Origin of the sequence: Pseudomonas baetica (genome assembly GCF_019733355.1) — a bacterium.
In the GTDB taxonomy this organism is placed as follows: domain Bacteria; phylum Pseudomonadota; class Gammaproteobacteria; order Pseudomonadales; family Pseudomonadaceae; genus Aquipseudomonas; species Aquipseudomonas baetica_A.
The window spans coordinates 130,366-150,506 of record NZ_JAIHLQ010000013.1; the positions used below are offsets into that span (position 1 = coordinate 130,366).

Sequence of the window (20,141 nt, forward strand, 5' to 3'; positions counted from 1 at the left end):
GAATCAACGACTCACAGCAATCGCCTGGTTATTCATGATACGCGGAGTGAGAAATACCAGCAGCTCGGATTTTTTCTCCGAAACCACATCACGCCGGAAAAGGCGGCCAAGATACGGCACATCGCCAAGAAATGGCACCTTATCTACGACCTTGCTTTGAGTATTTGAGAAAACGCCCCCAATCACGATGGTTTCGCCGTCATTGACCAGCACTTTGGCGTTGACCTCGTTCTTTTTGATTGGCGGTACATCCTGCACTTTGTTCAGGTAGTCCGGTTCGTCCTTGGTGACCTTGACCTCCATGATGATGCGGTTGTCCGGCGTGATCTGTGGCGTCACCTCCAGCGACAGCGAAGCCTCCTTGAACGACACCGAGGTAGCGCCGCTGGAGCTGGCTTCCTGGTAGGGAATTTCGGTGCCTTTGAGGATCTTGGCGGTTTCCTTGTCGGAGGTGACGACTTTCGGTTGCGAGACGATTTCGCCGTTGCCGGTTTTTTCCATGGCCGTCAGCTCAAGATCGAGCAACACGTTGTCAGTAATAAAAGCGATACCAATCCCGGACGTGTTGTTGACGGTGCCCATGTCGACGAACGGCGAGTTGGTGCTGGTGCTGCCCGGCGTTCCGATGGTGGTGGAAGATCCGTTGCTCACACCAGACGTGTTCCAGTTGCCCTTGTTCTGGATGGAGCCGCCCCAGCGCACGCCCAGGCTTTTGTCGTAATCGACGTTGGCCTCAACGATTCGCGCCTCGATCATCACCTGCCGCACCGGAATATCCAGTTGCGCCACGATCCGCCGCAGTTCATCAAGACGATCCTGAGTCTGGTAGGCAATGATGTTATTGGTGCGTTCATCGACGGTGATCGAACCGCGCTCGTCGATTTTCGCTTCGGCGCTGGTCACCGACTGGAACAGCTTGGCGATGTCCGCGGCCTTGGCGTAGTTCACCTGTAGCAGTTCACGGCGCAACGGTGCCAATTCGGCGATCTGCCTCTGCGATTCCAGCTCTTGGCGCTCACGGGCGGCGATCTCATCGGCCGGCGCCACCAGCAGCACATTGCCGATCTTGCGTTTATCCAGCCCTTTGGTTTTCAACACCAGATCCAGTGCCTGGTCCCACGGCACATTTTGCAGGCGCAAGGTGATGCCGCCCTGCACCGTATCGCTGGCCACGAGATTGAGGTTGGTGAAATCAGCGATCAGTTGCAGCACCGAACGCACATCGATGTCCTGAAAATTCAGCGAGAGTTTTTCGCCGGTGTAGGCCTGACGGTCGGCGTTGCGTTTTTGCAGATCGTCCATCGTCATCGGACGAATGCTGACGGTCAGCTTGTTGTCGGTCTGGAATGTGGAGTAATCGAAAGTGCCGCTGGGCTCGATGGTGATGATTGCGCGATCGCCGGTCGCGACAGCATTGACGAACTGCACAGGCGTGGCGAAATCCTTGACGTCGAGGCGCACCCGCAACTTGTCGGGTAACTGGGTGCGGGCGAAGCTGAGGATGACTTTGCCATCATGCTCCTGAATATCCGGGGCGATGGTCGGGTCAGACAGGTCTATGACCACGTTGCCCTCGCCTGCGGTACCGCGCTGGAAATCAACCCCGCGAATGGCTCGGGCCTTGGCGACGAACGCCGTGGCGGGAGGCGCCGCCGTGGTCACACGCGGCGCTGCAACAGCTGCGGGACGCGGCATGGCCGCTGGAGCACCCTGACCTACCAGCACGAACAGATTGTCACCCTCGACCCGCGTACTGTAAGGCGAAAGCTGCGTCAGGCTGACGATCAGCCGCGTGCGATCCTTGGCTTCAACCACCGTGGCCGTACGCGCATTGCCGCGGCCCAGATCGAGATTCTTTTTGGCCAACTGGCTGGCTACACCGGGCAAATCCAGGGCGATCCGCGCCGGGGATTCGGTGGTGTAGCCCTTGGGTTGCGGTGGAGGGCCGTCGAACGACAGCTTCAATTCGATGCGATCACCCGGCAATGCCGCCACGTCCAGCGTCTTCAGATTGGCCGCGAGTACCATCGGCGACATCAGCGCTATCCATAGCGAAAAACCGACGGTGGAGAAAATCCTGTTCATTATTCGACTTCCACTATGAGTGCTCTTTCAAAGGAATGGTGCGTGGACGCTCCAGCCAGGCGCCTTCGCCGTCGGGCACGATTTCGATCACATCGACCTGAGTGGCACTGATGGCAACGATGCGCCCGTCGTTGCGCCCCAGGTAATCGCCGACCTTCAAGCGATGCACCCCGCCCGCCCCACGCAATAGCGCAAAGGCGCGGTTGGCATTGGAGATCGTGCCGACCATTTCAAACTGCTCGATGTTGAAGCCTTCGAGGTATTGCCTGACCCGGTTCGGGTCCGGTTTGACGTTGCGCGAACCGTGCTTCTGGCCGGCCAGATCGACACGCACCTGACGTGAGAACGGACTGCGCAGATTGGCAGCGCTATACGTGAATTTCGGGTAAGTGCGGAATGTCGGCGTGGGTTCAATCTTGCCCGCCGGGCGCAGACGCACTTCATTCATATAGGCGTCGAGGTCACTGAAACCTTCGCTGCCGCCACACCCGCTCAATGCCAGCAGCGCCGCCGACAGCGCGAGATAACGAGTCAGGGTCATTTCTGCAGCCCCTTGTCGTTATAGCGGTAAGTCTTGGCGAGAATGCTCATGCGCAACTTCGACACACCTTCCTTATTGGCCGGCGCCAGTTCGAAATCATGCAGAGTGACAATGCGCGGCAACCCGGCCACTCCGCTGACGAAAGTGGCAAGATCGTGATAGGAGCCCGTGACGGTAATCTGGATCGGCAGTTCGATGTAGAACGGCTGAGTGACTTCCGGCAGCAGCTTGATCTCCTCGAACTCCAGGCCGCTACCCAATCCCGTGCGGGTGATGTCTTCCAGTAAACCCGGCACCTCAGTGTCACTCGGCAATTGCCGCAACAACACGCCGAAGGAGTTTTCCATTTCCTTCATCTGTTGGATGTACAACTCGAGATTGGCCGAAAGATGCGCCTTGCTGGCGAACTGCTCCTTGAGCGCGGCCTCCTCCAGGCGCTTGGCTTCGAGTTGGTTTTCCATGTCGCTGATGAAAAAGTTATAGCCAAACGCCAATACAAGAACCATCAACAGCGCGCCGGCGATAGCCTTCACCGCGGCCGGCCAGGAACCGATGTTGCTGGTGTCCAGATCGTTGAAATCGACGTTGCGCAGACTCTCCAGCCATTCGGACGGCTTCATTGCTCGCCCTCCAGCGTCTTCGGCTGGGTCTGACGAACTGTCAGTTGAAAGACGTTGGCCTGTTCCACCTGGTCGGCTGAAGCTGCCTTCACTTCGTTCAGACTCGGCGCTTCGAACCAATCGGACGCCTCCAGATTGCGCATCAACTCGGAAACACGATTGTTCGACTCCGCCGCCCCACTGATCGACAGGGTTTTACCAGCCATTTTCACGTCAGTGAAATACACGCCATCGGGCAAAGTGCGCGCCAGTTGATCGAAAATCCGCCCGATGACCTGCCGATTGCCCTGCAAGTCCTGGATGATGTTCATGCGCTCGAGCAATTGCTGGCGATGGGCCTTAAGCTCGCTGATTTGCTTGATCCGCTCGTCGACTAAGGCAATCTGTTTGCCGATGTAGTCGTTACGGGCCATTTGCCGGGCGATGGCAGTATTGATGATCTGATCAGCGATAAACACTGCGCCCACAGAGCCGACCAACACGCCCGTCAGCACCAGCAGGAAACGTTTGCGCTGCGCTTCGCGGCGCTCCTCACGCCAGGGTAAAAGGTTGATCCGCGCCATCAGTCGAAACTCCTGAGCGCGAGCCCGCAGGCAATCATCAGGGCCGGCGCGTCACTGGCCAGGGCCCCGGCGTTGACCTTGCTGCTCAAGGCCATGTCGGAAAACGGGTTGGCCACCTGAGTCGGCGTATCGAGGCGCTGCTCGATCAATCTATCCAGACCCGACACCGATGCGGTGCCGCCGGCCAGCAGAATGTGATCGACCGCGTTGTACTGCCCTGAGGCGAAGAAGAACTGCAACGAACGCGAAACCTGCTGCACCAGCGCTTCACGAAACGGCTGCAACACTTCGCTGACATAGTCGTCGGGAAGGCCACCCTGTTTCTTCGCCAGCCCCGCCTGCTCGACGGTCAGGCCATAGCGACGCTGGATTTCCTCGGTCAGTTGACGACCGCCGAACAATTGCTCACGGGTGTAGATGATCTTGCCGTTGTACAGAACGCTGAGGGTGGTCATGGTTGCGCCGATGTCGACCACCGCCACGGTCAGGCGCTCCTGAGAGACGGCCAGTTGCGTCGCGAGCAGGCCGAACGAGCGCTCCAACGCATACGCCTCGACGTCCACCACGCGAGCCGTCAGCCCAGCGAGCGCGAGGGCTGCTTCACGGACTTCGACGTTCTCCTTTCGGCAGGCGGCGAGCAACACATTGACTCGCTCGGGGTTGCGCGGCGACACGCCCTGGACTTCAAAGTCGATAGCAACCTCGTCCAGCGGATAGGGAATGTATTGGTCAGCTTCGATCTTCAGCTGGTTTTCCAGCTCGTCGTCTGACAGTCCGGCGTCCATTTCGATGATTTTGGTGATGACCGCGGAACCGGCCACCGCCACCGCCACGCTCTTGTTGCTGGTGCGCGCCTTGACCAGCACTCGGCTCAGCGCCTGGCCGACACCTTCGAGCTCGGCGATGTTTTTCTCGACCACAGCGTTAGCTGGCAACGGCTCCACCGCGTATGCCTCGACCCGGTAGCGGTCACCCTGACGGCTCAATTCCAGCAGCTTCACCGACGTGGAGCTGATGTCGATCCCCAGTAACGTATTGGCCTTTTTATTGAAGAGTCCCAGCACTACCAATTCCCTATGACTTTCCGTGAGTTACGGACTCTGTAATACGCATTGCGTTCCTTCACCCCGTCTTGACAGAAGCGCCAATGACGCCTCCGGCAGAAAAGTGCTTATAATGCCCAGCGATTTTTTCCGCTTTTTACTGCCCGCGCGGGCCGTTCTGTGTATAGCCGGAACCCCGTCGCCAAATTCATTCTTTGCCCTGGATGTCCAAAAGCCTTGATTCGTCTGCTGAAATTTTTCGGTTGGTCCATCGTCGCCGTTTTCTGCGGACTGCTATTAGGTCTCAGCGGCGCGTATCTTTACCTTAGTCCGGGTTTGCCATCTGTGGAGGCGCTGAGAAGCATTCAGTTGCAGATTCCACTCCGGGTCTACAGCAGCGATAACAAGTTGATCGCAGAATTTGGCGAAATGCGCCGGACTCCGATCCGTTTCGCCGACATTCCCCCCAACTTCATTAATGCGTTACTAAGTGCTGAAGACGACAATTTCGCCAATCACTACGGTGTCGATCCGAGCAGCCTGATGCGCGCCGCGACGCAATTGGTCAAAAGCGGCCACATTCAGTCCGGCGGCAGCACCATCACCATGCAGGTGGCGAAGAACTTCTTCCTGAGCAGCGAACGCAGCTTCTCGCGCAAAACCACCGAGATCTTGCTGGCCCTGCAAATCGAACGACAGCTGACCAAGGACGAGATTCTTGAGCTGTATGTGAACAAGATCTATCTGGGCAACCGCGCCTACGGCATCGAGGCGGCGGCGCAGGTGTATTACGGCAAGTCGATCCGCGACATCAGCCTGGCGCAAATGGCAATGATCGCCGGCCTGCCGAAAGCCCCGTCGCGCTTCAACCCGCTGGCGAACCCGGTGCGCAGCAAAGAACGCCGCGACTGGATCCTGGGGCGCATGTACAAACTCGGCAAGATCAGCGAGGCGGACTACACCGCCGCGATCAATGAACCGCTGAACGCCAGCTATCACGTGCCGACGCCAGAAGTGAACGCGCCGTACATCGCCGAAATGGCCCGCGCCGAAATGGTCGGCCGCTATGGGAGCGACGCCTACACCGAAGGCTTCCGCGTCACCACCACGGTGCCAAGCAACCTGCAGGAAATGGCCAATACTGCGCTGCACGAAGGTTTGATGACCTACGACCAGCGTCATGGTTACCGCGGGCCTGAATCGCGCCTGCCGGGCAAGACCCATGAGGCGTGGGCCAACGAACTGACCAAGCAGCGCACCATCAGCAGCCTGGAACCTGCGATCGTCACCCAGGTCGACAAGAATGGCCTGCAAGTGCTGACCCGTACCGGTGAAGAACATGTCGCTTGGGACACCATGAAATGGGCGCGGCCGTTCCTCAACACCAACAGCATGGGCGCCAACCCGCGTCAGCCGTCGGATGTCGCGCAGGTCGGTGATCTGGTTCGCGTACAGCGCCAGAAGGACAATTCGCTGAAATTCAGCCAGATTCCGCAAGCGCAAGGTGCGCTGGTGTCGCTGGATCCACAGAACGGTGCGATTCGCTCCCTGGTCGGTGGTTTCGCCTTCGAGCAGAGCAACTACAACCGCGCTATGCAGGCCAAGCGTCAGCCAGGGTCAAGCTTCAAGCCGTTCGTCTACAGTGCGGCGCTGGATAGCGGTTATACCGCCGCCAGCCTGGTGAACGACGCACCGATCGTTTTCGTCGACGAATACATGGACAAGGTCTGGCGACCAAAGAACGACAACAACACGTTCCTGGGTCCGATCCGTCTGCGCGAGGGGTTGTACAAGTCACGCAACCTCGTGTCGATCCGTTTGCTGCAGGCGATGGGCGTCGGCAAGACCATTGACTACATCACCCGCTTCGGCTTCAACAAGCAGGATCTGCCGCCGAACCTGTCTCTGGCGCTGGGCACCGCAACCCTGACGCCGATGGAGATCGCTACCGGTTGGAGCACGTTCGCCAACGGTGGCTACAAGATCACTCCGTATCTCATCGACAAGATTGAGAGCCGCAATGGCGACACGCTATTCGTCGCCAACCCGCCAACCGTGCCGCAGGGCGGCTCGGCCACGGACGGCATCGCGGCGCCGGCCACTCAACCGCTCACCGTCAACACGGCGCCGGTTCCGGGCGAGTCCGCAGACAACGCAGCAGCACCGCAAGTGCCGGCAGTGGCCGAGCGGATCGTCGATGGTCGTACTACTTACATCCTCAACAGCATGTTGCAGGACGTGATCAAGCTCGGCACCGGCCGTCGCGCACTGGCCATGGGTCGCAGCGACATCGCCGGTAAAACCGGTACGACCAACGAATCGAAAGATGCCTGGTTCTCTGGCTACAACGCCGATTACGTGACCACGGTCTGGACAGGCTTCGATCAGCCGGAAAGCCTCGGCCGCCGTGAATTCGGTGGCACGGTGGCGCTGCCAATCTGGATGAACTACATGTCAGCTGCGCTGAAGGACAAGCCGCCGCATGTGCAGCCTGAGCCGGAAGGCATTCTAAGCCTGCGGGTTGATCCGGTCAGCGGCCGTGCGGCTACGCCGAGCACGCCTGGGGCGTACTTCGAGCTGTTCAAGGCTGAAGACACACCGCCGTCGGTGAATGAGCTGGGCAATGGCACTGCGCCGGGCAGCCCGTTGCCGGCGGATGAGCAGGCGCCGATCGACCTGTTCTGATCCTGATCTGCCAAAAAGCCCCGCCTTCGATTGAGATGCGGGGCTTTTTATTGCCTGCCATCTGAGATATTGGCTGCGCTGACGCCTTCGCGAGCAGGCTCGCTCCCACAGGGGAATGCATTTCAAGGTGGGAACGAGCCTGCTCGCGAAGAGGCACTGAGCCACATCACAAAACCGCCAGACATAAAAAAGCCCCGACTCTCACGAGCCGGGGCTTTTGGTTGAAGCGCTACAACGACTTAGCCGTTGAACACGTCATCGACGCTTTTCAGCGGGTAGTTCTTCGGATACGGCAGGGTTGCCACACCGGTCTCGATGGCAGCTTTGGCCACGGCATCGGAGATCAGGGTGATCAGGCGCTGGTCCATTGGCTTCGGAATGATGTACTCACGACCGAATGTCAGCGGGGCACCACCGTAGGCATCGCACACGTCTTGAGGGACTGGCAGTTTGGCCAGTTCACGCAGGGCGTTGGCAGCAGCCACTTTCATTTCTTCGTTGATGCGCTTGGCGCGAACGTCCAGGGCACCACGGAAGATGAACGGGAAGCCCAGTACGTTGTTGACCTGGTTCGGGTAGTCCGAACGGCCGGTGGCCATGATCACGTCGTTACGGGTGGCGTGAGCCAGTTCCGGGGAGATTTCCGGATCCGGGTTCGAGCACGCGAACACGATCGGGTTGGCCGCCATCGACAGCAGGCCTTCAGCGCTCAGCAGGTTCGGGCCGGACAGACCAACGAACACATCAGCGCCTTTCAGAGCGTCAGCCAGGGTGCGCTTCTCGGTGGCGTGGGCGAACACGGCTTTGTACTGGTTCAGGTCGTCACGGCCGGAGTGAATCACGCCAGTACGGTCAACCATGAAGATGTTTTCGATGCTTGCGCCCATGCTCACCAGCAACTTCATGCAGGAGATGGCAGCAGCACCAGCGCCCAGGCAGACGATCTTGGCGTCAGCCAGGGTTTTGCCAGCGATTTCCAGGGCGTTGATCATGCCTGCAGCGGTCACGATTGCAGTGCCGTGCTGGTCATCGTGGAACACCGGAATGTCGCACTGCTCGATCAGAGCGCGTTCGATCTCAAAGCACTCGGGTGCCTTGATGTCTTCCAGGTTGATGCCACCGAAGGTGATGGAGATGCGCTTGACGGTGTCGATGAAGGCTTGCGGGCTTTCGGAGTCGACTTCGATGTCGAAAACGTCGATGCCAGCGAAGCGCTTGAACAGTACGCCTTTACCTTCCATTACAGGCTTGGAAGCCAATGGGCCGAGGTTGCCCAGGCCGAGAATCGCGGTGCCATCGGAAATGACTGCAACCAGGTTGCCCTTGCCGGTGTACTTGTAGGCCAGTTCAGGATCGCGAGCGATCTCACGCACTGGTTCAGCTACGCCGGGGCTGTAGGCCAGCGACAGGTCGCGGGCGGTAGCAGTGGCCTTGGTGAGCTCGACACTCAGCTTCCCCGGACGAGGATTGGCATGATATTCGAGAGCGGCAGTTTTCAGATCAGACATTTTGGCATTCCGCTTTTTTACTGTTGGACAGACTGGTCAGCGAGGATACGCGCCTCGCAAAGTCCCCACAAGACTGAGCAGTCACCCCTGTCAAGCGCCCGGCACTACGACTTTGGGCCAAGAGCCACGGCGGGCAAGGGCTTGACTGTTCACAATCAGCAGAAAAAATGTCTACAACTTTACTCAGCGAACGCGTTGCAACATCGACGGATCGGTCAGTGGCAGTAGCCAACGCGGCTGACCCGGTTGCAACCCACCGCGACGCGAACGATCAACCATCCAGCCACGAGCTTCGATCTGCTTGCCCTTCAGCGCTTGCAGGCGAGCGTTGTCAAATTGTCCGACCAGATTGGGTGCAACGCGCAATACAACTGCGCCCTGCAACTCGATCCAGATTCCGCCTCGATTGCGTTGCACCTTGCTCACACGACCACTGACCACCGTGAAACCCGAGCGCTGGATCTGCTCCGCTTTCAGTACAGGTGATTGCCGCCAGAGGCCTCGCCCAGCCTGTCGCGCGCTGCGCTCGGCGGCTTGCTGACAGGCCACCAGATCGACATTCGGTGCCACGGCGACCTGAAAACCGAGGCCGTCGGCGAGCATTTGCGCTTCAAGATTGGCGCCGCTGACACTATAGAGGTGAGCGAGCGTACGACCGTAATGGTCTTTCGCTTGCTTGCCGGGGAGCAAACCGACACGTCCGCCACTGCCAGCCACCAACGCTTCGAGGCGCTTGCGTGCCGCCACGGCTAACGGTTCGTCGCTGCGACCCTGCCTACCCAGTTCAGGCGTGTTGAGACCAATCATGCGTACGCTGCGCCCGTCGCTCAGGCGCACGGTATCGCCATCGACCACGCGCTGCACTGCCACGGTAGTCAGCCCCGAGGGCGCAGGACAGAAGGCTTGCGCTGCGGACAGCCAAATCGCGGACACAAAAAAGGCGCCCGCGAGGGACGCCTTTTTCAGCAGTGAGGAACAGCCCACCGGGCTCTTCAACCTTACTCTGCAGCAGCAGGTTTCTTGCCGAAAGCACCGAAACGGTCGGCGAAGCGCTGAACGCGGCCGCCAGTGTCCAGAGTCTTTTGCTTACCGGTGTAGAACGGGTGGCATTCGTTGCAAACGTCGATCGACAGGGCCTTGCCGAAGGTCGAACGAGTTTCGAATTTGTTGCCGCAGCTGCAGGTAACAGCGATTTCTGGGTAGTTCGGGTGGATATCAGCTTTCATGGTGTCTTCCTCAGCTAGCGTGCCGCCATCCAACACTATTGTTGAATACCGCACGTAATTAGGCCGCGGATTCTAACAGACAATGTCAATCGTGCAAGCTGTCCCTTAGACCGACCGTCTGCTAGGCTCCCGGCCTCGAACACATTCTCCTGCGGGAGCGGGCTTGCTCGCGAAGACGGCGTCTCACCCAATATTACGGCGCCTGACACACCGCCTTCGCGAGCAAGCCCGCTCCCACAATTGATCTGCGCTCGCCCTTCTTTTGTGCTGATAGAGACCCCCCGCGTGCCCGACGCCATTCTGCGCCTCGCCCTGCCTTCGCCCTTGCGCCGCCTGTTCGACTATCGAGCCCCGGCCGGCGTGCTGCGCGCCCAGTTACAACCGGGCATGCGTCTGCGGGTGCCGTTCGGCCGGCGGGAGATGATCGGGATTCTGGTCGAGGTCACTGACACCAGCGAAGTACCGGTGGAAAAACTCAAACCGGCATTGGCCCTGCTCGATACCACGCCGCCACTGCCACCGGCGCTGTTCAAGCTGTGCCTGTGGACGTCGCAGTATTATCAGCACAGCCTTGGCGACACTCTGAGCTGGGCGTTGCCGGTGCTGTTGCGTCAGGGCGAACTGGCCGAAGCCCGACAGGAACGCTTCTGGTCGATCACCCCCGGCGCCAGCCTCGATGATCCGCGTGTCGCACGCGCCCCGCGCCAACGTGAGGCACTGGCCACCCTGGCCCAACACCCGCACGGCGTTTCCCATCAGTTGCTGAGCAAGCTGATGCTGAGCAAGGACAGCCTCGATTTGTTGCTGGACAAGAATCTGGTGCAAGTCGAAATCCGCCGGCATGCACCCGGTGCACGCCACGAGCACTGGCTCGCGCAGCCGGAATTACCGCTCAACACTGAGCAACGCGCCGCGTATGAAGCGATTCGCGCAGGTTTTGACAGTTATCACGCGTTTCTGCTGGCCGGTGTCACCGGCAGCGGCAAGACCGAAGTCTATTTGCAACTGATCCGCGAAACCCTCGAAGCTGGCAAGCAGGCGCTGGTGCTGATCCCGGAGATCAACCTCGGCCCGCAAACCCTGGCGCGGTTCGAGCAGCGCTTCAATGCGCGCATCGCCCTGCTGCATTCGGCGGTCAATGATCGCGAGCGCCTCGACGCCTGGCTTGCCGCCCGCGATGGCGAGGCCGACATTATTATCGGCACCCGTTCGGCGCTGTTCACCCCGATGAAAAACCCGGGCCTGATCATCATCGACGAGGAGCATGACGGTTCTTATAAACAGCAGGAAGGCCTGCGCTATCACGCCCGCGACCTGGCGCTGGTGCGCGCGCGACAGGAAAACATTCCGATCGTCCTGGGTTCGGCCACGCCTTCGCTGGAAAGTCTGCACAACGCCTACACCGGTCGGTACGGCCTCCTACGACTGAATGAGCGCGCCGGCGGTGCCAAGCAGCCACGCTTCCTGCGCCTGGATGTAAAAAGTCGTCCGCTGGACAGCGGCATTTCCGGCCCGATGCAGCAAGCTATCGGCCAGACGCTCGCCAATGGCCAGCAGGTATTGGTGTTCCTCAACCGTCGAGGTTTTGCGCCGACGCTGCTCTGTCACGATTGCGGCTGGATGTCCGAATGTTCTCGGTGCGACGCGCGGATGACCGTGCACCAGCGTCACGGCGAACTGCGCTGCCACCATTGCGGTTACGTCGAACGCGTGCCGCGCCAGTGCCCCAAGTGCAACAAGGTTGATCTGCGCCCCGTAGGTGCCGGTACCGAGCGTGCTGAAGAACGGCTGGCGATTCTGTTCCCCGATTACCCGGTGCTGCGCGTTGACCGCGACAGCACTTCGCGCAAGGACGCGATGAATCAGTTATTTGCGACGATTCAGAAGGGCCAGCCGTGCATTCTGGTCGGCACGCAGATGCTGGCCAAGGGGCACCACTTTCCGCGAGTAACGCTGGTGTCGATCCTCGATGCCGACGGCGGGCTGTTCTCCGGCGACTTCCGCGCCAGCGAGCGAATGGCGCAGTTGATCGTTCAGGTTGCCGGGCGTGCCGGACGAGCGGAAGAGCCAGGCAAAGTGATCATCCAGACGCACTTGGCCGACCATCCTTTATTAGTGCAACTGACCGAGCAGGGTTACTTCGCTTTCGCCGAACAGGCGTTGAGCGAGCGCCGCGCCGCCGGCTTACCGCCGTTTGCGCATTTGGCGCTGTTGCGCGCCGAAGCGCATAAGCCGGGGCAGGCCGAAGGCTTTCTCGATGAGGCATGCAGCGAGGCCGAACGTTTGTTGGCTGAGCAGAATCTGAGCGGGATCGAATTGCTCGGGCCGGTGCCGGCACCGATGGAACGGCGGGCGGGGCGCTACCGTGCGCAACTACTTTTACAGGCGACAGCGAGGGGGCCACTGCATCGGTTGCTCGCCAGTTGGTTGCTGGTGCTGGAGCAGATGCCGAGTGGGCGGGCGGTGCGCTGGTCGCTGGATGTCGATCCCGTGGATCTGTATTGACCTGAAGATCGCCTTCGCGAGCAGGCTCGCTCCCACATTGGATCTGCGGCGTTCATACATTATGTGTCTGGCACCGATCCCTTGCGGGAGCGGGCTTGCTCGCGAAAAGGCCCGAATTGTCACCACATATCCATAAGCTGCCTGCTAAGGTTGGCAAGCCCGTCTTCGCAACGGATAATGCCCAGTTTTTCCACCCGCGCATCGATGCGCCGCCGCGCTTGCGGTCGAAAGAGAAGACCATGAAAGACACCATCCGCCAGCTGATCCAACAAGCCCTCACCCAACTCGTCAACGAAGGTGTGTTGCCTGAAGGCCTGACGCCGGCGATTCAGGTGGAGAACGCCCGCGACAAGACCCACGGCGACTTCGCCAGCAACATCGCCATGATGCTGGCCAAGCCAGCGGGCATGAAGCCACGCGACCTGGCGGAAAAAATCATCGCCGCGCTGCCGGCCGACGAGAACGTCACCAAAGCGGAAATCGCCGGCCCCGGCTTCATCAACTTCTTCCAGAACACTCAGGCCCTGGCCAACCGCCTCGACGCCGCGCTGGCTGACGCCCATGTTGGCGTGCGCAAGGCCGGCACTGCGCAGCGCACCGTGGTCGACCTGTCGGCACCCAACCTCGCCAAGGAAATGCACGTCGGCCACTTGCGCTCGACCATCATCGGCGACGGTGTGGCCCGTGTTCTTGAGTTCCTTGGCGACGACGTGATCCGTCAGAACCACGTAGGCGACTGGGGCACCCAGTTCGGCATGCTGATGGCTTACTTGCAAGAAAACCCGATCACCAGCGATGAGCTGTCGGATCTGGAAAACTTCTACCGCGCCGCCAAGCAGCGTTTCGATGAATCCGAAGCGTTCGCCGACCGCGCCCGTGGCCTAGTGGTCAAGTTGCAGGCCGGCGATGCCGAGTGCCTGGCGCTGTGGACCAAGTTCAAGGACATCTCGCTGTCGCACTGCCAGAAGATCTACGAACTGCTCAACGTCAAACTGACCATGGCCGACGTGATGGGCGAAAGCGCCTACAACGACGACCTGATCAACGTGGTCAACGACCTGAAAGCCGCCGGCATGCTGGTCGAGAGTAACGGCGCTCAGTGCGTGTTCCTCGACGAATTCAAGAACGCCGACGGCGAGCCGCTGCCGGTGATCATCGTCAAGGCCGACGGCGGTTACCTGTACGCCACCACTGACCTGGCGGCCGTGCGCTACCGCAGTGGCAAATTGAAGGCTGATCGCGCGCTGTACTTCGTCGACCAGCGTCAGGCCCTGCACTTCCAGCAAGTGTTTGCCGTGGCGCGCAAGGCCGGTTTCGTGACCCATCCGATGGAGATGGAACACATGGGCTTCGGCACCATGAACGGCGCCGATGGCCGTCCGTTCAAGACCCGTGACGGCGGCACCGTGAAGCTGATCGATCTGCTGACCGAAGCCCAGGAACGCGCCTACAGCCTGGTCAAAGAGAAGAACCCGACGCTGGCCGAAGACGAGTTGCGCAACATCGCCAAAGTGGTCGGCATCGGCGCGGTGAAATACGCCGACCTGTCGAAGCACCGCACCAGCGACTACAGCTTCAACTTCGACTTGATGCTCAATTTCGAAGGCAACACCGCGCCATACCTGCTGTACGCCTACACCCGCGTGGCCGGCGTGTTCCGCAAACTGGGCAAGGACTTCAGCGAAGTCGACGGTCAGATCGTTCTGGAAGCGGCGCACGAGCAAGAGCTGGCGGCGAAGCTGGCGCAGTTCGGCGAAGTGCTGAACAACGTGTCCGACAAAGGCACGCCGCACATTCTCTGCACCTACCTGTACGACGTTGCCGGCCTGTTCTCCAGCTTCTACGAGAACTGCCCGATCCTCGCTGCCGAGACGCCAGCACAGATGCAGAGCCGTCTGCGTCTGGCCGCGCTGACGGGCCGCACCCTCAAGCAAGGCCTGGAGCTGTTGGGTCTGGAAACTCTGGAGCGTATGTAAGTTGGCTGCCAAGAAAAAACCTGCACCCAAGCGTGGCGCCAGCCGTTACCAAGCCCCTGCGAAGCAACCGATTCCGGGCTGGCTGTGGATGGCCATCGGCCTGACGGTCGGTGCGTTCATCGTGTTCCTGATGAAACTTGAACCGGGCAAGGGCAGCGACACGGTCAAGCGTGAGAAGGTCGAACAACAGCAGCAGAGAGCGTCGAAAATCGCCGAGGCCAACAAGACCCCGCCGAGCCCGACGCAGCCCGTGAAGCCGAAGTACGACTTCTACACCCTGCTGCCGGAATCGGAAGTGATCGTACCGCCCGACGCCGTGCCGGAGAAAACCCTGCCGACGCCACAAGTGCCGACCATCCCGACGACGCCGGTAACACCTGCCGAAGCGGCGAAGATCGACACAGCACGAGCTCAGGCAGCGCTGGCCGGGATTACCCCGCCGCCAGCCCCCCCCGTGAGCAAAGCGGCGCCGGTGACCAAGTTCTTCCTGCAGGCCGGTTCGTTCCGCAAGGAAACCGATGCGGACAAGGTGCGCGCGCAAATCATCCTGCTGGGTCAGTCGGTGGCCGTTGAGTCCGGCACCGTGAAGGATGAAACCTGGTATCGCGTATTGGTCGGTCCGTTCAGCAACCGCGAACAACTGACCACGGCCCAGAAGCAACTGGCCGGCGCTGGCTTTAGCAACCTGTTGTTACAACAACGCCAGAACCGCTGATCCCATCAGCGGTACCGCGTCATCACTCTTCGCGAGCAAGCCCGCTTCCACAGGATCTGCGCTAACCCTGTGGGAGCGGGCTTGCTCGCGAAGGTGTCATGGCTGACACCCCATAATCCTGATACGCCCTCGCCGTTCGTCCCCCTGCGCCCTCCCCGGTTGAAATCCGCTTCACCACCCCCATATGAATGGGCATAAGGCATTTTCGCCCCGCAGTGTGGAGACTCTTCCCTTGACCACCATCGTTTCAGTCCGCCGCCACGGCAAAGTCGTCATGGGCGGCGACGGCCAGGTTTCTCTCGGCAACACCGTGATGAAAGGCAACGCCAAGAAAGTTCGTCGCCTGTACCACGGCCAGGTCATCGCCGGTTTTGCCGGTGCCACCGCTGACGCCTTTACCCTCTTTGAACGTTTCGAAGGCCAGCTTGAGAAACATCAGGGCCACCTGATCCGCGCCGCCGTCGAACTTGCCAAAGAATGGCGCACCGACCGCTCCCTCAGCCGCCTCGAAGCCATGCTCGCGGTCGCCAACAAGGATGCCTCGTTGATCATCACCGGTAACGGTGACGTGGTCGAACCTGAAAATGGCCTCATCGCCATGGGTTCCGGTGGCGGTTACGCCCAGGCTGCGGCCAGCGCGCTGCTGAAAAAGACCGACCTGTCGGCCCGTGAAATCGTCGAAACCGCTTTGGGTATCGCCGCCGACATCTGTGTATTCACCAACCACACTCAGACCATTGAGGAGCAGGATCTCGCTGAAGAAGCCTGATACGGCCCCTGTGCCACGGCTTTTTTTGCTTGAGGACCGCCAATTATTATGTCCATGACTCCCCGCGAAATCGTCCACGAACTCAACCGCCACATCATCGGCCAGGACGATGCCAAGCGCGCCGTCGCGATTGCCCTGCGCAACCGCTGGCGTCGGATGCAGTTGCCTGAAGAGCTGCGTGTTGAAGTGACACCGAAGAACATCCTGATGATCGGCCCGACCGGCGTCGGTAAAACCGAGATCGCCCGTCGCTTGGCGAAACTGGCCAACGCGCCGTTCATCAAGGTCGAAGCGACCAAGTTCACCGAAGTTGGCTATGTCGGCCGCGACGTCGAATCGATCATCCGCGACCTGGCTGACGCGGCGATCAAGATGCTGCGCGAGCAGGAAATGACCCGCGTGCGCCACCGCGCTGAAGACGCCGCCGAGGACCGCATCCTCGATGCCTTGTTGCCACCGGCGCGCATGGGCTTCAGCAACGAAGAAGCGCCTAGCTCCGATTCCAACACCCGTCAGCTGTTCCGCAAGCGTCTGCGCGAAGGCCAACTGGATGACAAGGAAATCGAAATCGAAGTCGCCGAAGTGGCCGGCATCGAGATCGCCACGCCGCCAGGCATGGAAGAAATGACCAACCAGTTGCAGTCCCTGTTCGCCAACATGGGCAAGGGCAAGAAGAAGTCCCGCAAGCTCAAGGTCAAAGAAGCGCTGAAACTGGTACGCGACGAAGAAGCCGGGCGCCTGGTCAACGAAGAAGAGTTGAAGGCCAAGGCTCTGGAAGCCGTTGAGCAGCACGGCATCGTGTTCATCGACGAGATCGATAAGGTGGCCAAGCGCGGCAATGTCGGCGGCGCCGATGTCTCCCGTGAAGGTGTGCAGCGCGACCTGCTGCCGCTGATCGAAGGCTGCACCGTCAACACCAAGCTGGGCATGGTCAAGACCGATCACATCCTGTTCATCGCCTCCGGCGCATTCCACCTGAGCAAACCGAGCGATCTGGTGCCCGAGCTGCAAGGTCGTCTGCCGATCCGCGTCGAACTCAAGGCCCTGAGCCCGGAAGATTTCGAGCGCATCCTCAGCGAACCGCATGCCTCGCTCACCGAGCAATACTGCGCGCTGCTGAAAACCGAAGGCCTGAACATCGAGTTCCAGCCCGAAGGCATCAAGCGCATCGCCGAGATCGCCTGGCAGGTCAACGAGAAGACCGAAAACATCGGTGCCCGTCGTCTGCACACGCTGCTTGAGCGTCTGCTCGAAGAGGTGTCGTTCAGTGCCGGCGATATGGCCAGCACCCATGATGAAAAGCCGATCCTGATCGACGCGGCGTACGTCAACAGCCACCTCGGCGAATTGGCGCAGAACGAAGACCTGTCCCGTTATATCCTGTAAGCCATACTTACAGCGGTAGCGGACCCTGTGGGAGCGGGCTTGCTCGAGAAGAGGCCGTGGCAGTCGACATCAATATTGGCTGACACACCGCTTTCGCGAGCAAGCCCGCTCCCACATTTGAATCAGGGTCGCCCACACAACGGACGCCAGACCATGACCTCAATTCCCACCGACATCAAACTGCACAAAGCCTCGAAAACCCTGACGCTCACCTACGCGTCCGGCGAGGAATTCACCCTGCCCGCCGAATTCCTGCGTGTGCATTCCCCCTCCGCCGAGGTCCAGGGCCATGGCAAACCCATCCTGCAATTCGGCAAGCTCAACGTTGGCTTGAGCAAGCTGGAACCGGCCGGTCACTACGCACTGAAACTGACCTTCGACGACGGCCACGACAGCGGCTTGTTCACTTGGGAATATCTCTATGAGCTGGGGCGACGTCATGACGCACTCTGGGCCGATTATCTGGCTGAGCTCAAAGCGGCCGGAAAAACCCGCGATCCGGATCAGTCGATCGTCAAGCTGATGCTCTAGTCCCAGCGTCTTGCTCTTTAGAGGGCATTTTCTAAATTCATCTGTTTGAATGCTCTGCTGCGGCGTCGAGGATCGGCCCGCTTGCGAAAAAAATTAAACTCGGGTAACCAATGGAGCTGGCAAGTTCCCTGCAGTGCTCTACGACTGTAAAGCAGCTATGCAGAATTAACGGTCACCCGAGCAGTAGTACCTGGCATTGGCTGTGGAACTGCACAGCAGAAAACCGGGTACTCGTCTCAGGACAATGGAGCGTCGTAGATGAGTAACAAGAATAACGATGACCTGAAGTATCAAGCCTCGGAAAACACTCTGGGGCTTAACCCCGTCGTTGGGCTGCGCGGAAAGGATCTGCTGGCCTCTGCTCGTATGGTGCTGAAACAGGCCATCAGACAACCGATCCATAGCGTCAAGCACGTCACCCATTTCGGTCTCGAACTGAAGAACGTGTTGTTCGGCAAATCCGAACTGCAACCGGCAGGCGATGACCGTCGTTTCGCCGATCCTGCGTGGAGCCAGAACCCGCTCTACAAACGTTATCTGCAAACTTACCTGGCGTGGCGCAAGGAACTCCACGCCTGGATCGACGACAGCAGCCTGTCACCCAAAGACATCGCTCGCGGCCATTTCGTGATCAATCTGATGACCGAAGCCATGGCCCCGACCAACACGGCAGCCAACCCGGCGGCGGTCAAACGCTTCTTCGAGACCGGCGGCAAAAGCCTGCTCGACGGCCTCTCGCATCTGGCCAAGGATCTGGTGCACAACGGCGGTATGCCGAGCCAGGTCAACATGGGCGCATTCGAGGTCGGCAAGAGCCTGGGCGTGACCGAAGGCGCGGTGGTGTTTCGCAACGACGTGCTGGAACTGATCCAGTACAAGCCGATCACCGAGCAAGTCCACGAGCGTCCGTTGCTCGTCGTGCCGCCGCAAATCAACAAGTTCTACGTATTCGATCTGAGCCCGGACAAGAGCCTGGCGCGTTTTTGCCTGCGCAATAACGTGCAGACGTTCATCGTCAGCTGGCGCAACCCGACCAAGGCCCAGCGCGAGTGGGGTCTGTCGACCTACATCGATGCGCTGAAAGAAGCGGTCGATGTGGTGACCGCGATCACCGGCAGCAAAGACATCAACATGCTCGGCGCCTGCTCCGGTGGCATCACCTGCACCGCCCTGCTCGGCCACTACGCAGCCCTTGGCCAGAACAAGGTCAACGCCCTGACACTGCTGGTCAGCGTGCTCGATACCACCCTGGACAGCGACGTTGCCCTGTTCGTCGACGAGCAGACCCTGGAGACCGCCAAGCGTCACTCGTATCAGGCCGGCGTGCTCGAAGGCAAAGACATGGCCAAGGTTTTCGCGTGGATGCGTCCCAACGACTTGATCTGGAACTACTGGGTCAACAACTACCTGCTTGGCAATGAGCCGCCGGTGTTCGACATTCTGTTCTGGAACAACGACACCACAAGGTTGCCGGCCGCGTTCCACGGCGACCTGATCGAGATGTTCAAAAACAATCCACTGATCCGCCCCAATGCACTGGAAGTGTGCGGCACGCCGATCGACCTCAAGCAAGTCACCGCCGATATCTTTTCGCTGGCCGGCACCAACGACCACATTACCCCGTGGAAGTCCTGCTACAAGTCGGCGCAGTTGTTTGGTGGCAAGGTTGAATTCGTATTGTCGAGCAGCGGCCACATCCAGAGCATTCTGAACCCGCCGGGTAATCCGAAATCGCGCTACATGACCAGCGAAGGGATGGCCGCCAACGCCGATGACTGGCAAGAGAACTCGACCAAGCACACTGATTCCTGGTGGCTGTACTGGCAGGCGTGGCAGGCCGAGCGCTCGGGCAATCTGAAAAAGGCTCCACTGAAACTGGGCAACAAGGCACATCCGGCAGGCGAAGCATCGCCGGGCACTTATGTACATGAGCGGTAACTGACACACCTCATCCCCAATGTGGGAGCGAGCCTGCTCGCGAAAGCGAT

16 protein-coding genes are annotated in these 20,141 nt (G+C 59.9%); 8 read left to right on the forward strand and 8 right to left on the reverse strand.

Going from position 1 to position 20,141, the window contains the following annotated elements:
- Positions 1 to 3: 3 nt before the first annotated feature.
- Genes pilQ through K5E40_RS14095 form a run of 5 tightly spaced genes read right to left on the reverse strand, consistent with a single transcriptional unit; the run spans position 4 to position 4,873 of the window.
- Positions 4 to 2,085, reverse strand: a complete 2,082-nt coding sequence (gene pilQ, locus K5E40_RS14075) for a type IV pilus secretin PilQ (RefSeq protein WP_221731303.1) — start codon at positions 2,083 to 2,085, stop codon at positions 4 to 6.
- Between the two features lie 13 nt (positions 2,086 to 2,098).
- Positions 2,099 to 2,626: a pilus assembly protein PilP gene (locus K5E40_RS14080; protein ID WP_221731304.1), complete on the reverse strand. Its 528-nt coding sequence runs from the start codon at positions 2,624 to 2,626 to the stop codon at positions 2,099 to 2,101.
- Complete coding sequence (pilO, locus tag K5E40_RS14085; protein WP_221731305.1) at positions 2,623 to 3,246, reverse strand: type 4a pilus biogenesis protein PilO; 624 nt, start codon at positions 3,244 to 3,246, stop codon at positions 2,623 to 2,625. Before pilO ends, K5E40_RS14080 begins: the two co-directional genes overlap by 4 nt.
- Positions 3,243 to 3,809, reverse strand: coding sequence for a PilN domain-containing protein (locus K5E40_RS14090; RefSeq protein WP_221731306.1), 567 nt, complete (start codon positions 3,807 to 3,809; stop codon positions 3,243 to 3,245). Before K5E40_RS14090 ends, pilO begins: the two co-directional genes overlap by 4 nt.
- Entirely contained in the window at positions 3,809 to 4,873 is a 1,065-nt protein-coding gene (locus tag K5E40_RS14095; RefSeq protein ID WP_221731307.1) for a pilus assembly protein PilM, read from the reverse strand. The genes K5E40_RS14090 and K5E40_RS14095 overlap by 1 nt, the downstream gene beginning before the upstream one ends.
- 219 nt (positions 4,874 to 5,092) lie before the next feature.
- Here K5E40_RS14095 and K5E40_RS14100 point away from each other — a divergent pair, with 219 nt between their 5' ends.
- Positions 5,093 to 7,537, forward strand: coding sequence for a penicillin-binding protein 1A (locus K5E40_RS14100; RefSeq protein WP_409339137.1), 2,445 nt, complete (start codon positions 5,093 to 5,095; stop codon positions 7,535 to 7,537).
- Between the two features lie 239 nt (positions 7,538 to 7,776).
- Here the strand turns inward: K5E40_RS14100 and K5E40_RS14105 are convergent, their stop codons facing one another.
- The 3 genes from K5E40_RS14105 to rpmE all read right to left on the reverse strand — a co-directional run bounded on the left by K5E40_RS14105 (position 7,777) and on the right by rpmE (position 10,271).
- The gene (locus K5E40_RS14105) at positions 7,777 to 9,045 is read right to left on the reverse strand and encodes a malic enzyme-like NAD(P)-binding protein (RefSeq protein ID WP_221731309.1); all 1,269 of its coding nucleotides are present in this window, start codon (positions 9,043 to 9,045) and stop codon (positions 7,777 to 7,779) included.
- 183 nt (positions 9,046 to 9,228) lie between these two features.
- The gene (locus K5E40_RS14110) at positions 9,229 to 10,029 is read right to left on the reverse strand and encodes a thermonuclease family protein (protein WP_221731310.1); all 801 of its coding nucleotides are present in this window, start codon (positions 10,027 to 10,029) and stop codon (positions 9,229 to 9,231) included.
- A gap of 14 nt (positions 10,030 to 10,043) precedes the next feature.
- Complete coding sequence (gene rpmE / locus K5E40_RS14115; protein WP_123530569.1) at positions 10,044 to 10,271, reverse strand: 50S ribosomal protein L31; 228 nt, start codon at positions 10,269 to 10,271, stop codon at positions 10,044 to 10,046.
- Positions 10,272 to 10,556: 285 nt separating this feature from the next.
- Between rpmE and K5E40_RS14120 the strand changes: the two genes are divergently transcribed.
- From K5E40_RS14120 to phaC, 7 genes are all read left to right on the forward strand, one after another.
- On the forward strand, positions 10,557 to 12,776 hold the full coding sequence (locus K5E40_RS14120; RefSeq protein WP_221731311.1) for a primosomal protein N': 2,220 nt from the start codon (positions 10,557 to 10,559) through the stop codon (positions 12,774 to 12,776).
- A 239-nt stretch (positions 12,777 to 13,015) separates the two neighbouring features.
- A complete protein-coding gene (gene argS, locus K5E40_RS14125) occupies positions 13,016 to 14,752 on the forward strand; it encodes an arginine--tRNA ligase (protein WP_221731312.1) in 1,737 nt (578 codons plus the stop codon).
- 1 nt (position 14,753) lies between these two features.
- Entirely contained in the window at positions 14,754 to 15,467 is a 714-nt protein-coding gene (locus K5E40_RS14130) for an SPOR domain-containing protein (RefSeq protein ID WP_221731313.1), read from the forward strand.
- Positions 15,468 to 15,699: 232 nt separating this feature from the next.
- Positions 15,700 to 16,236 carry an ATP-dependent protease subunit HslV gene (gene hslV, locus K5E40_RS14135; RefSeq protein ID WP_003220875.1) on the forward strand — a complete coding sequence of 179 codons (537 nt, stop codon included), beginning with the start codon at positions 15,700 to 15,702 and terminating at the stop codon, positions 16,234 to 16,236.
- Positions 16,237 to 16,284: 48 nt separating this feature from the next.
- Positions 16,285 to 17,622, forward strand: a complete 1,338-nt coding sequence (gene hslU / locus K5E40_RS14140; protein WP_221731314.1) for an ATP-dependent protease ATPase subunit HslU — start codon at positions 16,285 to 16,287, stop codon at positions 17,620 to 17,622.
- A 153-nt stretch (positions 17,623 to 17,775) separates the two neighbouring features.
- Complete coding sequence (locus K5E40_RS14145) at positions 17,776 to 18,153, forward strand: gamma-butyrobetaine hydroxylase-like domain-containing protein (protein WP_221731315.1); 378 nt, start codon at positions 17,776 to 17,778, stop codon at positions 18,151 to 18,153.
- A 258-nt stretch (positions 18,154 to 18,411) separates the two neighbouring features.
- On the forward strand, positions 18,412 to 20,091 hold the full coding sequence (gene phaC / locus K5E40_RS14150) for a class II poly(R)-hydroxyalkanoic acid synthase (RefSeq protein WP_221731316.1): 1,680 nt from the start codon (positions 18,412 to 18,414) through the stop codon (positions 20,089 to 20,091).
- Positions 20,092 to 20,141: the final 50 nt, after the last annotated feature.